Below are 14,537 nucleotides of genomic sequence, written 5' to 3'. Positions count from 1 at the left end.
TGAGATGTTCATAAGGGGTGTTGCTCTACTTTTAACACAATAAATTATTGTAGATATTTGTTATAAAAAAGCCGTCGGCTACAAAACTGAAGGTGGAAAGAAGTCAGTAAAAGAAAGGCATTTAGATAGCAAATTAAAGCAATTCAAGTAAAGTTAAATATAGTTAGCTATCAGTACACATCCTAGCGATCATGTTCTGATGGACGTGGTTTGATTCAATATTAAAGAGCAACAGGCCTTGTTGTTCATTGCTCTTTTTTAGATTTATGAATCAGTATTAATGCTTAGGCTATTTTCCAATCCTGTCTTTTATTCAATGCCCTTTATAGCGTCCCGGTCGATGATTAATCGCCAGAAAACTTCCCATGATCACTGCTGCCAGAATTGACCAAAACACTTTATCAAATGGCACAATCCAGAGTGCAAGTAGCACCACCATACAGTCAATTACCATCTGTACATTGCCTGCTTTCATACCCCACTTTTCCTGTGCATATAGGGAAATGATGGTTGCACCACCGAGACTGGATTTATGTCGGGCCAAGAACAGCACACCGGTTCCCATCAGAAAGCCACCTGCAATCGCGGCAAAAGCTGGATGCAGATAATCAATATGCAAATACCGAGGTGCAATAAAGGTAATCAGTGAGAGTAAAGCGACAGAAATAAAAGTCTTGAGCGTAAATTCCCTGCCAATATATTTCCAGGCGAACCAGTAAAAAGGGATATTGATCACAAAATAGATTAGACTGAAAGACCAGCCTGTGGCGTAATGCAGCACAAAGGCAAGCCCTGCGGTACTGCCGGTCAATAAGCCCGCCTGAGCAAACATGGTCATACAGATACTGACAAACAGAGAACCTGAGAATAAGGCCTGTAGGTCTTCAAACGCAGTATGTTTTCTGGTCTCCTGCGGTGCAGGATGACGCGTCGGGTAAATCACCCGAGGATTAGATTGAATTGCCATATACGCTAACCTTTAAAACTCTTTTTCGCTTGTGGCGAAGCCGAGGGTTTAATTTAGGCTCTGCACTTCTGGCACAGAACCTGACGGTTTGTTGTTATTGCAATTTGCTTGCCAGCAACAGGCACCAAAAACTGATTTTTATATAAAATTTATCATTCTCTATGTCATAAGATATTTGGCACTAGACTTAGATTAATACATTGATCTGTCTAGGAGAAAAAGAAATTGTGAACTAATGCTTCTAAACAAGCATTAACATTTATAAAGCACTTATTAGGATTATTAGCGAGTCATTAAAATCACTTACATTGGCAACAATTTTTTAAATCAGCCGAGCTATAAATACAACAGACTTGGGAGGTTCGGTTTTTATAATAGGAAGAACATCCAATAACGTGATTCATGAAGAAGTAGGTAAACTCTTATGGCAAATCCAGATGAAAACAAAGAACTTGAGGAAGCATTGAACGAAGAATTTCCTGAGGAGGAATTAGACCCGCAAGAAAAGCAGGATCTGGAAATTCAACGTGGTCAATTAGGTATAGATAAAGATCCCCAAGTTAAACGCGACCAGATCCGTCAAAGACATGAGGATGAAGAAGATGAGAATCCCTAGCTAATCATCTTTATGGTATTGCAGGCCTTTAGCATTATATTTGGCTTGAACTACCCTACCCCCTGAAAAATCCTGAAAATACAGAGCTGTCCCTCTGCTTTGGATACTTTTTGAAAAACTCATCCTATTGTAGAACATGAGCGACATCACCAAAATCAGAATAGTCATGTTCTTATAATGATGAATGAATGAGTCATTGCTTCGGTTCTTTCTCAACCCTTTGCATTCTGGTATCACTTTGAATCAGGCCATCGACCAGATTGATGGTACGATCACAGGTAGCTGATAAACGCGGATCATGAGTGACTAAAAGTACGGCACAATCCCGTTCCTGATGCACCTTACGAAATAGCGCAAACATTTCTTCCGCAGTTTGCGTATCCAGATTTCCGGTGGGTTCATCTGCCAGTAATAAAGCTGGATTGGTAATTAATGCACGAGCAATCGCAACACGCTGTTGCTGTCCACCAGACAGCTCATTCGGTTTACGATCAGCAAACTTTTCCAGTCCAACTGCTGCCAGTAATTCACGTGCCTGATCAATTGACTGTTGATCGGGTCTGCCGTGGGTCAACATTAATGGCATTAAAATATTATTAAGTGCAGTAAATGCCTGAATCAGATGGTGAAACTGGAAAACAAAGCCAATACTGTTGCCTCGTAGTGCAGTCCGTTGTGTATCTGTCATTTTACTGGTCGGCTGACCAAGCAGATATAATTCACCACTGCTCGGCTGATCCAGTAATCCCAGAATATTCAATAAGGTACTTTTTCCTGAACCTGAAGGACCAATCAGTGCAGCAAAATCCTGACGTTCAATACATAGGTCAATACCGTGCAAAACTTCCACTTCATTTGGTTGACCAATATTATAAGATTTTCGCAGCGCCTCTAAACGCAAAACTTCTTGAAACTGCTCAGACATGACGAATCGCCTCCACTGGGTCCAAGGCTGCTGCACGACGTGCTGGTATAGCGGCTGCCAGTACACCGGTCAAAGTTGCCAATAACAGTGCTAGAAGTACCAGTTCAATAGGTACTGGAATATAAAACAGGCCTGGGCCAAAATTATTAAAAATCCATACCAGGCCATAACTGGCAGAACTGCCGATTGCCGAACCGATAAGCCCAAAAATCGCCCCCTGAAACAGGAATACTCTTAAAATTTGTGTTTGGGTTGCACCAGTCGCGCGTAAGATTCCAATTTCCCGGGTTCGTTGCACCACGCTAACTGACATGACACTGGCAATACCAAAAGCGACTGAAACGGCGACGAAAATAATAATCATATTGGTCGAGAGACTTTGTGAGGAAATCGCATTCATCAACTGCGCATTGGTTTCAATCCAGCTTTCAGCCTGCAAGGACGTCAGGCGTCCTACCTGATCCGCAATCTGATCTGCCTGAAAAAGGTCCGTTACCCGCAGATCAATTACCGTCACCCCACCCGGCAACAGCAACAAAGACTGTGCCTGTTTCAAATCCAGATAGATATAGCGTGCATCCAGTTCACGCACCCCTAACTCAAAAATCCCGGCAATATTTACCAAGGTACTTTCTTGCTGCCCGGTATCCAGCCGTAATTTACTCCCTACCTGCACACCAAGATCTTTAGCCAATTCACTGCCAATCACGACATCATCCGCACCAATCCTTAACTGACCGCTCTGTAAGTATTCTTTTAAAGGAATAATCTGCTGATAACGTTCCAGATCAATCCCAACCAGTGCAACAGATTCGATCGCATCCCCACGCTGGACCAGAGCCGGTCCAGAAACAACAGGTGATACTGCAGTCAGAACGGGCAATTGATCCAGTGTCGTTACAATTTGCTGCCAGTTATTGATGGAACGTAAACGTTGTGCGCGCTTATCTTCCAATACAAGCTGAATAATACCTTCTTTGGTTGGCGCGACCTGATTGACTTCATCTGGAGACAATAAACGGATATGTGCTTGGGTCCCTAAAGTCCGGTCAATCAGATTGGATTGCAAACCTTGAATCAATGCTGTAATAAATACAATCACAGCCACGCCCACTGCGACTCCGACAGTGATCATGATGGATTGTGATCGGCCTTCACGTAAGAAACTGACCGCAATTTTCCATTCGGTCCATAGCCGTCCGAAAAAGTTTTTCAATCGAGTTTCACCGGTATTTCGTTTTTAGTATTGTTTTGATTGGCAGGATTTTCAGTTAGGATATTTTGCGGTTTTATCCGCACTCGTGCGCCATCTTCTAAAGAAGCGTCCGGATTAGCCAGTACCTGATCACCCTCCTTCAAACCTGAAATTACTTCAGCACGATCCAGACCACGCAAGCCTAATGTGACTTGTTGACGTTGAACCTTACCATTGCGTACCAGTAGTACTGTCGCTTTATCTCCTTTAAGACCGGTAAGCGCATCATTAGGTATGGCTAAAGCTCGCTCGCGGCGACCCGTTTCTACATTGACTGAAACCGTCATATCCTGACGTAGAAAATCAGGTACCGGATCTACAGTAAGTTTAAGCTCAACTGTGCCACGTTGCGGATCGATACTTGGAGCAATAAAGCTAATCCATGCAGGGAAAGTGTACTCGGGATAGGCATCAGCAATCACCGTTGCTTTTTGCTCTAAAGCCAGTCGCGATAAATTACGTTCATCCAATGGAACGCGAATTTCGGTATTGCCATTAATGGCAATAGTAAATAAGGTCTGTCCTGGCTGAACCAGATCACCCGGCTCTACATCGCGAGTCAGTACTGTGCCTGCGACCGTCGCACGAATTTTGGTTTTGTCCAGTTGAGCCTTAGCAACTGCAAGCTGCTCGCGCAATGAGGCTTCTTCAACCTGTCCCTGTGCCAATGCAGCTGCCTTGAGTCGTGCGGTTTCGAAGTTATTGCGTGCGACCCTTTCCGCTTCGACTGCCTGTTCAATTTCTTCAGCCGAAAGAATGCCTGGCTCGGCATTACGTCGACGGTTGGCTTCACGGCTGGCCTGCTCAAGTTGAGCTTTGGCCGAGGCTAATTCTGCTGCGGCCTGTGGACGTCGACTTGTGGCTAATTCGGTCAGTGCAACTTCTGCCTGCCGCACCTGGGCAGCCAATTCATCTGATTTCAATACGACCAACAGATCGCCTGGTTTAACTTGATCACCTTCCTGAACGCGTCGTTCCAGCACAACACCAGCAAGCTCACTGCCAATGTCAGCACGAGATACCGTTGCCACACGTCCTGTTGCTACTACATTTTGTACTAATGGCATCGCCTTTAAGGTATAGCTCGGCAATTCCGGTCCTTTCCACCAGCGCAAAAGTACAAAACCCGCTATCAGGACCAGTAATATAACAATCAGAATTTTATAGCGGGCAGCACGCACATGGACATCTCCGAGGATTTTTAACTGCATATTCAATTAAAAAGGTGTAGAAGTATTTAGTTGTTTCGTAATCTTTAATTTATAACAAGTTTTTATGATGATTTCATATACCAGTTTATTTAACATTCTTTCATAGTTTCAATTAAACTGTAAAATTATTCTTTTTGAATCTGCCCAGATTCATTTTTTGTATCAGACATTATAAAGCAAGAAAATATTACTCATGAAGATCATCGTCTTAGCTACTCAAAAAAGGGTTCATAAGCATATTACTTATAAACCCTTGCACCTAGTTCCTATAAACTGATCACCTATTAAAATGTAACCCGCTCATATCGACGATATTCAGGCTTCCAGAAATTCGCTTCAATTGCTTCTTTCAACGTTTCTATAGTTGCCTGAGGAGCCACCCCATCTTGTATTGCCGCTTGCGCAACTCTTAATGCAATCACCTTGGAAATCTGCTGAATCTGATCCAATTCAGGCAACAAATCTGCTTTCGGATCTTTCAATTTCGGTGAGCATTCAGCTAATGCATTACTTGAGGCCATTAACATATTATTGGTCACTCGCTTCGCTCCAGATGCAATTACACCTAATCCAATCCCAGGGAAAATATAGGAGTTATTACATTGCGAAATGTTATAAATCTCCCCCTGATAATTGACGGGTGTAAATGGACTACCTGTGGCAATTAATGCTTTCCCATCTGTCCACTGGATAATATCTGAAGGAACCGCTTCCACTTTGGAAGTTGGATTAGACAATGGGAAAATAATCGGATGCTCACAGTGCTCAGCCATCGCTGTAATGACATCTTTACTGAATAAGCCCGGCTGTCCAGATACACCAATAAGAACTGTAGGTTTCGCAAATTTCACTACATCAAGTAATGAAATCGTACTTTCCGCATCTGCCCATTTGGCGATATTTTTTGGATCCTGAGCTAATTTTCGCTGGAAATCTAAAAGATTTGGCTGATTTTCTGTAATCAGACCAAAACGATCCACCATGAAAACACGTTTACGTGCCTGAGCATCCGTTAATCCTTCTGCTACCATCTGGGCAACAATCTGCTCCGCAATACCACATCCTGCAGAACCTGCTCCGAGGAAAGCTACGGTTTGGTCTTTCAGTTGTTTATTAGAAGCATGTGATGCTGCAATCAGGCTACCCACTGCAACTGCAGCCGTCCCTTGAATATCATCATTAAAACAGCATGCTTGATCACGATATTTTTCTAATAATGGCATCGCATGATGTTGAGCAAAATCTTCAAATTGAATCAGGACATTTGGCCATCTTTTTTGAACGGCATGAATGACCTGATCAACAAAATTGAAATACTCATCGCCACTAATACGCGGTTTACGCCAGCCCATATAGATCGGATCATTTAAGAGCTGTTGATTATTGGTTCCCACATCCAGCGTAATTGGCAATGTATAAGCCGGACTGATTCCCCCACATGCAGTATATAAGGCTAATTTTCCAATCGGAATGCCCATTCCTCCGATCCCTTGATCACCCAAACCTAAAATCCGCTCACCATCTGTAATCACCACGACTTTGACATTTCTGCGATTGACATTATGTAAAATCTGATCAATGCCCTCACGGTCAGCATAGGAAATAAATATCCCACGATGCCGGCGATAGATATCTGAAAAGCGCTGACATGCCTCGCCTACCGTTGGGGTATAAATGATGGGCATCATTTCACTTAAATGATTTTCAATTAAATGATAAAACAGCGTTTCATTGGTATCTTGAATGTTACGCAGATAAATGTGCTTATTAATATCATCATTAAAAGAACAGTATTGCTGATAAGAACGTTGACTTTGTTCTTCAATAGACTCAATGACATGAGGGATAAGCCCATGTAAATTAAAACTCTTTCTTTCTTCTTCGGTAAAAGCAGAACCTTTGTTTAGAAGAGGCAGCTCAAGTAACGTATATCCTGCGTATGGCACATAAAGAGGACGTTTCTCTATCTGATTTTTAGTCACTTTACTTGACTCACTTCTGGAATTTGGCATAACTCTCTAAAAATAGCTGAATAAGTTCTATATTTTTATCTTATCGCTATTTCTAATATTTTAGATATTTTAATAATTAATACTAATAAAATGAGTATTTAGTAAATTAATGTCTTACAAAAAATAGCAGCAAACAAATTATTTTTTATGCATACTTTAAAAGATCCTATGTTTTTCTTTTTTAAAATTAGGTAATATCAAAAAAATACTCAAGCTTATAAACCAATAAAATCAATTACATAAAATAATTTAATAAGTTAAAAACAGATTCAAATCAAATAGAAATTTTGCGCTAATGACTATATATTAACCAGTTCTATTTTTAATACATTATTTTATTAAATTTTACATATCCTCATATTTTTAATTATTGCTTTAGAAGCATAAATTCGCCTTAATTAAATAGAGAAAAATTATTATTTTTTAAAAAAATCTCAAAAAAAACAGGAAATTATAATTAAGGATGAAATAAGTTATTGTTTCTAATAAGCAAGGTATTAGTAATAATTTATAATTTGTTGAAGATTTTATCTAAAAAATAATCTATAAAAAACCTAATGCTTAGAGAGGAAATAGCAAAATCAGAATAATAAAAGAAGAATTTATATATGACTAAATTAGATTATATAAAAAGGCTTAAAATAAAAAATGTTATAGTATTTAGAAGTTTTAAAATTTTGGTAGGTATATCCAATACCCAACTACAACATAAGGCATTGAATAAATTAAAGTATATTTTCATATAAACTATAATGTACAAGCCTGTGTACATGAAAATTGAATCAAACTAAACCGATAATATTGGCTCATTGTATTTTTCACTGACTACCTTTAAGCCAGTTTGTAATTTAAAACTTCTTAGTAAAAAATCACAAAATACTTTCGATTGTAGATACGTGCATCCAGTCGCGTGTGCTTGGCCGCGGTTGGAGATTTTAAATAAGCTGCTCCCCTATTTGGTGGCTCAGGTATGGTCATCTTGACCACTGGGGGGATTGTTGTTTTTCAGCACATCAAAGATAAGGAACCGGCCTGCTAAACTCATTTTAATTCTATTGGGATTTTAAGCCCTAAAACCACAAATCAGCACCCTTGTGCGCGCGCGCGTGTGAATACATCAAGTTTAATAAATAGTCAATTCAGGCGTGTTTTGAGTGGAAATAAGGCAGTAAAAATATAGCTATCTCTAATCTGGTGTGCATATCCACCAGCTCATCATTCATAAATTGACTGAGCAACTCAAGCGGATCGGTTGAATTGTTAATAATCTCTGGAATGTTAATATTTTTGGGTTCTATATCTCTCTCCAGATAAAACCTTACCTGTTTATCTTGCATCAACCTATAGCCTTGCTGCTTTGCTGATTTTTCAGGGCATCCAGCATAAATAGCAGCCTCCTTTTGATTCATGCCTTGCCTGATACCTTCAATAAATTTCTGTTTTTTCTTGGTTAGCTCCATTGGTAAACATTCCTAAAAAGGGAAATTTTTTTGTAAGTGCGAGGGTGCGCGATTAACGCTAACCAATTTCTTTTTTTATCAATCAAAGCCCCCCATACCTCTCAAGGTCGCTTCTTCTGCTGTCTTTAACTCATGACAAGGTGATTTGCATAATAGTTGTAAGTTATTCAGGTTGTTCGATCCACCCATCCACAACGGTTTTATGTGGTCCACTTCCATATCAAACATGCTGACCCTGCCACACTTAGCACAAGTGTATTCACCTTTAAGTAATACCTGTTGTCTGATCCGCTGCCAAGTGTTGCCATATAATCGGGCTGTCCCTCTCTGCACCTGGTCGATCCGTGGCTTGGTCTTTGCTACCTGAAGTCGTGGTTTTAATGTTGGTAATCTTGCCATTACTCCACCCTAAATAAAAAAGTGATGGGACTAGCCCACCACCTGTATTGAATAACTATGCTTTAAATGATCGGGTCTGATTGCTTTTAATCCTTCCCCATATTTCAAAAGCTCTTTTAACTTTCGGGTTGCTTCTATTGTTCTTCAGATAAGCATCAAAGTCATTTCGATAAATATGAAACAACATGGCAATCTTAACCAATTCCAGCTTATTCTCCTGGCTCTCCCATAAGCACAGCACCTCTGCAATTCCTTCAAGCGGTAACCTTTGCACACTAGATATAAAGTCAATTTCTGCTGGCTTCATTTGTCGGCCATTATGCTGAAGCACCTCTACAGAATACTCGCGGAACTTATAATCATTCTTCGGGAGCATTGCCATCATTCTAGTTTTAAATGTTGGTTTCATAAGTCACCCCTTAAACTGTCTGCCATCAATCGAACCTTATTGGCTTTATCTTCACCAAACTCATTAATGAATGGCTCCAGCAAGCTCTTGCGCTTCACTGGATCGGCATAGGCCAGTTGAGCAGCTAAGAGTTTCTCCTGATGGCTTAATCCATCCGCTACAATATCCGCACTGATTGGTGATAACTTCACACCGCCTGTATTTAATTTAACAGTCCTGTGACCTGATCCCGATAATCGCACCCCTGCATTAGATGCTCGCTTAATCTCGGTAATTGTGGCTTGGGTATTGCACGCAATTGTTACCGCACTTGTCTCATATACTTCGATTGCAGTGTAATGAATGCCACCACCTGAACGAATTTCATAATCCAGTGGTCTAAAGCCAATACTTAAACCACGAACCAAACCTTCCTTGATTGCATTCCAGGCATGGTCTACCTGATCCTTTAAACTTCCAGCCTCTTTGATTTTTGCAATCTGTACCTCAATTTCTAAACCTTTGCTGGAACGCTTTGCAGCAACTACATTGCCAATAGGCTTCGAGTGGTCATGCTGCCAAAGAAAAGGGAAAGGTAGATCAAATACCATTCCATTAACTTCAACAATATCGTTTGCCCGATCCGGTGAAATAGTGGAGGCTATCCCCTTAATGATTCGCTTTTCATTATCTACTGACTTTATTGTCAATGTTGAATAGGCTTTTTCCATATCATCAACCTCCTACCACTTCAGCATCTTCAATCACTGTTGCTGTATATCCATCCAGGAACTTGTAGCCATTAATACCCATTACTTTAATTGCCACCTTATTTTCCTGGAATAAATAAACAGGCTCGTTTGTCATCGTGGTAACTGTGGCTTCATTAGTAAGTTTTATTTCCACAATTGGATTGGTGGCCAGAATGAGCTTGGTTAGATCAAGTACAATCTTCTGATTTTCATTTACTGATTTATTTGTGATAACTGGAATACCTCGGATTGATCCGCCATTTACGCCCAGGCTATCTAGCTCCAATTCATTCGCAATATTTAAAGCGGTAAACGGATTGAGCAGTAGGATTGCATCTTGTGGGTCATCAATCGAAGCTAAGGCGTTGGTAATGTCTGCCAGTAGTGTCGGCATTGTGGAGCCTGTGGCTGTGACTGTGTTCGCGTCTGCTGTAATGGTTTCGATAAAGTCTGCATTCTCGCCAGCAACATAGCTATTAATTAAAGCTGTGTTAATCAATGGCTCTACCAGGCTGTAAGTGTCGCTTTCAAAATAACGCTCTGGGAAAATTGCATAGCCACCAATTTTTTTAAAATCTAAAGTAATTCCTATTTGAGAGGTTTCAGTCAAAATTTTGGTAGGTTCTTTTTGCGGAACGACTTCACATGGCGATAGGTCGAAGGCACTAAGGGTCTTATTCAAAGGCATGTATAGGTTTTTGCCCAGCGACTCGATCTGACCAATCAAACTTTTTTCTTTTACTAAGTTAATAAACTGCTGACTGGCTGCAATGGCTGCATAATCTGCCTGTGTTGGGTCTGTGAATCCTTTTGATGCCATCATCTGTGCAACGGCTGAAGCTGCGCCAAAGTGCTTAATTGCTACTTCTTGCGCTGGGATATGGTCTTTTTCTGCCTGACGTTGAGCAAATACGCTTTTAACTAAGGTAGTGACATTGGTTTTCATAAAAAAATACTCATATAAAAGATATGAGTAAATATAGAGATTAATTATTATTCTATGTTTTGGCTTTATAACGCCTTATAACTATCGCGTTTAGCTAGGTATTCAGCAATGTTGTAGATCGTGTATCTGTATTCTTTGCCTATCAAAATGCAATTTGGAGTAAGTCTGTTTTGCAGTCTAGCCACCCTAAAAAATGCTTTTGATTTACCCAGCAACTTAACTGCCTGCTGCTCTGAAATCGTACCGTTTTGGCTTGGCTTAATATTCATCTCAATAGCTTTCACATATAGATTATTTATATAAGGCTGAATATCTCCCGACCTCTCTGACATGACTTTTTTTAATTGCTCTACAATCATTTTTGCATCTGGTCTATTAATGCCATTTTCCTGTAAAACTGTTTCTATAATTTCGGGTTGAATCATCATAATCAATCAATCCTGTATCATTTGTATTTTTCCTAAATCCAGTACATAATTGGCTTATAGGGTTATATCTTCTTGCCCTTCTAAGCCACCTTTCTAGCCCATTGGTGGCTTTTTAATGTCTGTGATTTTCTGCCAACTCTATAAATTTTGCGATTTTGCGATTTTTCCTTGTAAGCCTTGCCCTGTCTATCTTTCCGCTTCGCATTGCTCTTGCGATTCGTATGCGACATGTGCGGAGAATATCGGATCATTTCGCATACTCCGCATTGGAATCGCACACCCTTTGCGACATGGATAACCTTATGCCATAAGGGTTTCAGCCATAAATCGCAAAATCGCAACTATTTCAGCAATGCCGGATTTAATTCAATGTAATTGGAGCGGTTAATTGTCACCAGTCGCACATAATTAAACTCGATCAGCTCATTCAAACAAGGATCAAATTCCTTCGCTTTTCTTATTTGAAGTGGTGCGCCTTTCATCGCTACCGTTCTTTGCAATCGGTTGGTTTTTTCCTTTTTGCATTTGGTTAAAAGGTACTTAATCAGCTTCTCAGAATCACTTTCATCGGCTACTTCAATATCTGAATATCGGAACCACTCAGACAAAGAATGTCTAATAACAGCGCAAGCTGCCTGCATGATTTCAGAATCAATTTCAGACTTGTTTTCAAAGTAAGCCAGGACAGCACCTAAACGTCTGGCAAGCTCATTTGCACGACTAGCGAAAGGCTGCATAAATTCAAACTGTTTTCCGCTACCCTGCAAAATCTCACACTCATTGTAGAAATCAAGCTCCAGCAACTCGGCTTCACTGGATAGCTGCATAACTGGAAAGTATGGAACCTCTCCCGATTCATTCAAAAGAACTGGTAGCTCGTCTTTTAAAATATCTCTACAGCGATTCCAAAATTTAGTTAATCGAGGGTCATTGTGTGAATTTTTTAGCTTTTGTCTAAATTCAATTGTATGTGTTCGCTGTCCAGCAATACTCTCAGGAGCGGTTAAAATGAATCGAGGTAAAAAGCCCTGTCCTCTTAATGTCGGATCGTTTAAAGCTCCAGCCAGTACAGCACGTTGCCCAAGTAGGTTGAAGGTTAGGCGAACATCATAGGCCGTTCCATTGTCATCAGATGAAGCGCGGTTTCTCTGACAATAGCCATCATCAAATAGTTTGGTAAATGCACCTAACGCGCTTTTGGCCGTGTCGCCCTTCATTGTGTGACCATCAAAGAACTGTCCAGCCTCATCGCTACTCAATGAAGCATTTTTCACAATTCCTTTAATGTAAAACTTGGTCAAGGTTTCAATAGTAATGTCTGAAAAAATACTGGTCGGATCGGTTGGTCTGGGATTATCTAAAGCCCACTGCGCAAACTCTTTCGATTCAATTGTTTTCGACCGTGCATTCCAATCTTCCAGTGATTTTTTATACTGATCATACTGCTGGCGTTCATGCTCTCGAATAGGCAATTCAACCAGCTTTTGACAAGATGACTTACGCCCACCGCTACCGCCTTCAGTTAAAAAGAATAAGGAGGCTGGCATACCCTCCCTGTTGGTTTCTTTGGGTGCATTTACCTTACCTTGTGCTAAAAATGAAATACTGGCCAAAACACACTGAGCAGCCATTGCAATTGGAGCTTGCACATATTCGGCGGTTGCAACAATTGCATTCCTCACGACTTCCGGTAGCTCATCAATAGGATAAGGCTTTGATTGAATCAGGGTGTCATTTCTCAGGCTTATTGGAGCTTGCCAGTTATCCAGCTTTTCAGCTTTCCGATCCGCTTGCATCTCCTCAACTTGAGGCTGTGCGATTAGGTCAGATTCGATTGATTTTATGATTTGCCGTTTTTTATCAAAGAAAAACTTTTTAATCAGATTAGGACTTAAATTTTTTAAATCCTCATCTGCCTGGATAAATAAATCAGCATTATTGACTGGTGGTTTTTCACCGACCATCATTCTAAATATTGTTTCAGGCATACCATTGTTTATAATCTGATACGCTTCATCAATATCGTTATGAAGTACAACCGATTCGCCAGCCTTCGCAAGTTTTGCAAATAATACCGTGCTGTCCGTTCCCAAAACATACGGCATATAGGTATTGTTTTTAACGCTTGCAAGTACTCCTTCTTTACCAATAGAAAATGATATTTTTTTAGAATCAATTTCTTTGTGTGGTGTCTGACTTGTATCGTACTTTTTAGCAGTACCTCCAATTCGATAACCGATAACTTTATCGAGTTGCTGAGGGTCTGCAAAAGGCAATGCTGTGCATTCTTCACAGTTATAATCAGGCAATTCAGAATAAATATAACTCTCAGGCTTAACCTTGAGGTTAGGCTCATCAATACAGCCTGTCGTAAAATCTTCAATCGAATGATATTCAGTTATATTGCCTGTCACTGGATCGGTGCTAACTGCTAAGGGAGCAGCACCACCAAACATATCTATAGTTTTATCACAAGGGATTTTAGCATTCATGCTGCACCCCCTGCATTAATTATGGCATCAACCACAGTTTCTAATGATTGATTTAAAGTCCCTGCCACTGTGAATAGGCCGTGAATGGCTGCCTCTGTATATCCTTTCGCTAGATGAAAGCCTTTAATTTCTTCAAGCATAATTACAATGCCGTACGCTTGAGTGATAGAAGCCCGAATATCTACTTTAGTTTTTGCGCTGGCACTCTCAATATCTTCTAAAGCACCATTCGCCAGCATTTCGCAAACGCTTATCATGGCTTTTGCTTTATCCTCAGAAAGGTCGCATTGACCATAACTGACAAATAAGCGAAGTAATGAGCCTTCTAATGATTCAAGGTTGACTTGAGCATCTTCTAAATGGTCTTGAGCTGTTTTATTTGAGATAGATTTAGGCATGAGAATGCGCTCCTGTTGAACTAAAGGAGCCTTGCCGATTACTGCTAAATAATTGGTGGCAAAGCTGAAAAGGGTTAGCAGACAGGCTCAACAGGTGACCTGCACACATAAATGTGTCCCTCTCCAGCTTCACCATTAAGATGCGAACGCATAGAGATATTACGCACAAAAAAGCCACTATAGAAAGTGGGCTGTACGCCTGTTGAGATTTATAGCCTGCTAAAGCTAACTTTGTGATTTTGCACAAAGCAAGGGAACTATAACCAATATGATCAGGTCTTTGCAATG

14 protein-coding genes are annotated in these 14,537 nt (G+C 40.4%); 1 reads left to right on the top strand and 13 read right to left on the bottom strand.

Translation table 11 applies throughout. The features are described from left to right. Nucleotides 1–313 precede the first annotated feature (313 nt). Nucleotides 314–967 carry a YitT family protein gene (locus F899_RS06420; protein ID WP_005221578.1) on the bottom strand — a complete coding sequence of 218 codons (654 nt, stop codon included), beginning with the start codon at nucleotides 965–967 and terminating at the stop codon, nucleotides 314–316. A gap of 424 nt (nucleotides 968–1,391) precedes the next feature. Between F899_RS06420 and F899_RS06415 the strand changes: the two genes are divergently transcribed. Beyond that, nucleotides 1,392–1,583 (top strand): hypothetical protein, encoded by a 192-nt coding sequence (locus F899_RS06415; protein WP_004894121.1) that lies wholly within the window; start codon nucleotides 1,392–1,394, stop codon nucleotides 1,581–1,583. 193 nt (nucleotides 1,584–1,776) lie between these two features. On the opposite strand, the gene F899_RS06410 is transcribed toward F899_RS06415, so the two are convergent. The 12 genes from F899_RS06410 to F899_RS06355 all read right to left on the bottom strand — a co-directional run bounded on the left by F899_RS06410 (nucleotide 1,777) and on the right by F899_RS06355 (nucleotide 14,249). Next, nucleotides 1,777–2,508 carry an ABC transporter ATP-binding protein gene (locus tag F899_RS06410; RefSeq protein ID WP_005221576.1) on the bottom strand — a complete coding sequence of 244 codons (732 nt, stop codon included), beginning with the start codon at nucleotides 2,506–2,508 and terminating at the stop codon, nucleotides 1,777–1,779. Next, entirely contained in the window at nucleotides 2,501–3,724 is a 1,224-nt protein-coding gene (locus tag F899_RS06405; protein WP_005221575.1) for an ABC transporter permease, read from the bottom strand. Before F899_RS06405 ends, F899_RS06410 begins: the two co-directional genes overlap by 8 nt. After that, the gene (locus F899_RS06400; RefSeq protein ID WP_008306585.1) at nucleotides 3,721–4,944 is read right to left on the bottom strand and encodes an efflux RND transporter periplasmic adaptor subunit; all 1,224 of its coding nucleotides are present in this window, start codon (nucleotides 4,942–4,944) and stop codon (nucleotides 3,721–3,723) included. Before F899_RS06400 ends, F899_RS06405 begins: the two co-directional genes overlap by 4 nt. A gap of 314 nt (nucleotides 4,945–5,258) precedes the next feature. Next, a complete protein-coding gene (locus tag F899_RS06395; protein WP_004894113.1) occupies nucleotides 5,259–6,986 on the bottom strand; it encodes an NAD-dependent malic enzyme in 1,728 nt (575 codons plus the stop codon). A gap of 1,139 nt (nucleotides 6,987–8,125) precedes the next feature. Then, nucleotides 8,126–8,446 carry a terminase small subunit gene (locus tag F899_RS06390; RefSeq protein ID WP_005221573.1) on the bottom strand — a complete coding sequence of 107 codons (321 nt, stop codon included), beginning with the start codon at nucleotides 8,444–8,446 and terminating at the stop codon, nucleotides 8,126–8,128. A 78-nt stretch (nucleotides 8,447–8,524) separates the two neighbouring features. Further along, nucleotides 8,525–8,845: an HNH endonuclease gene (locus tag F899_RS16045; protein ID WP_034433953.1), complete on the bottom strand. Its 321-nt coding sequence runs from the start codon at nucleotides 8,843–8,845 to the stop codon at nucleotides 8,525–8,527. A gap of 55 nt (nucleotides 8,846–8,900) precedes the next feature. Next, nucleotides 8,901–9,254 carry a hypothetical protein gene (locus tag F899_RS06380; protein ID WP_005221571.1) on the bottom strand — a complete coding sequence of 118 codons (354 nt, stop codon included), beginning with the start codon at nucleotides 9,252–9,254 and terminating at the stop codon, nucleotides 8,901–8,903. Continuing rightward, a complete protein-coding gene (locus F899_RS06375; protein WP_005221570.1) occupies nucleotides 9,251–9,964 on the bottom strand; it encodes an HK97 family phage prohead protease in 714 nt (237 codons plus the stop codon). The genes F899_RS06380 and F899_RS06375 overlap by 4 nt, the downstream gene beginning before the upstream one ends. Before the next feature lie 4 nt (nucleotides 9,965–9,968). Beyond that, nucleotides 9,969–10,931 (bottom strand): hypothetical protein, encoded by a 963-nt coding sequence (locus tag F899_RS06370; protein ID WP_005221569.1) that lies wholly within the window; start codon nucleotides 10,929–10,931, stop codon nucleotides 9,969–9,971. Nucleotides 10,932–10,996: 65 nt separating this feature from the next. Beyond that, nucleotides 10,997–11,359, bottom strand: a complete 363-nt coding sequence (locus F899_RS06365) for a hypothetical protein (protein WP_005221566.1) — start codon at nucleotides 11,357–11,359, stop codon at nucleotides 10,997–10,999. 341 nt (nucleotides 11,360–11,700) lie between these two features. Continuing rightward, the gene (locus F899_RS15165; protein WP_005221564.1) at nucleotides 11,701–13,851 is read right to left on the bottom strand and encodes a DUF3987 domain-containing protein; all 2,151 of its coding nucleotides are present in this window, start codon (nucleotides 13,849–13,851) and stop codon (nucleotides 11,701–11,703) included. Next, nucleotides 13,848–14,249: a hypothetical protein gene (locus F899_RS06355; RefSeq protein WP_005221562.1), complete on the bottom strand. Its 402-nt coding sequence runs from the start codon at nucleotides 14,247–14,249 to the stop codon at nucleotides 13,848–13,850. The genes F899_RS15165 and F899_RS06355 overlap by 4 nt, the downstream gene beginning before the upstream one ends. Nucleotides 14,250–14,537: the final 288 nt, after the last annotated feature.

The sequence above is a fragment of the Acinetobacter sp. CIP 101934 genome (genome assembly GCF_000369585.1).
GTDB classification, from domain to species: Bacteria; Pseudomonadota; Gammaproteobacteria; order Pseudomonadales; family Moraxellaceae; genus Acinetobacter; species Acinetobacter schindleri.
This window is presented reverse-complemented; position numbering and strand designations above follow the sequence as displayed.

Coding starts and splice junctions, on each gene's coding strand:
- F899_RS06420 (WP_005221578.1), bottom strand. CDS start 967: ATGGCAATTCAATCTAATCCTCGGGTGATTTACCCGACGCGTCATCCT.
- F899_RS06415 (WP_004894121.1), top strand. CDS start 1,392: ATGGCAAATCCAGATGAAAACAAAGAACTTGAGGAAGCATTGAACGAA.
- F899_RS06410 (WP_005221576.1), bottom strand. CDS start 2,508: ATGTCTGAGCAGTTTCAAGAAGTTTTGCGTTTAGAGGCGCTGCGAAAA.
- F899_RS06395 (WP_004894113.1), bottom strand. CDS start 6,986: ATGCCAAATTCCAGAAGTGAGTCAAGTAAAGTGACTAAAAATCAGATA.
- F899_RS06390 (WP_005221573.1), bottom strand. CDS start 8,446: ATGGAGCTAACCAAGAAAAAACAGAAATTTATTGAAGGTATCAGGCAA.
- F899_RS16045 (WP_034433953.1), bottom strand. CDS start 8,845: ATGGCAAGATTACCAACATTAAAACCACGACTTCAGGTAGCAAAGACC.
- F899_RS06380 (WP_005221571.1), bottom strand. CDS start 9,254: ATGAAACCAACATTTAAAACTAGAATGATGGCAATGCTCCCGAAGAAT.
- F899_RS06375 (WP_005221570.1), bottom strand. CDS start 9,964: ATGGAAAAAGCCTATTCAACATTGACAATAAAGTCAGTAGATAATGAA.
- F899_RS06370 (WP_005221569.1), bottom strand. CDS start 10,931: ATGAAAACCAATGTCACTACCTTAGTTAAAAGCGTATTTGCTCAACGT.
- F899_RS06365 (WP_005221566.1), bottom strand. CDS start 11,359: ATGATGATTCAACCCGAAATTATAGAAACAGTTTTACAGGAAAATGGC.
- F899_RS15165 (WP_005221564.1), bottom strand. CDS start 13,851: ATGAATGCTAAAATCCCTTGTGATAAAACTATAGATATGTTTGGTGGT.
- F899_RS06355 (WP_005221562.1), bottom strand. CDS start 14,249: ATGCCTAAATCTATCTCAAATAAAACAGCTCAAGACCATTTAGAAGAT.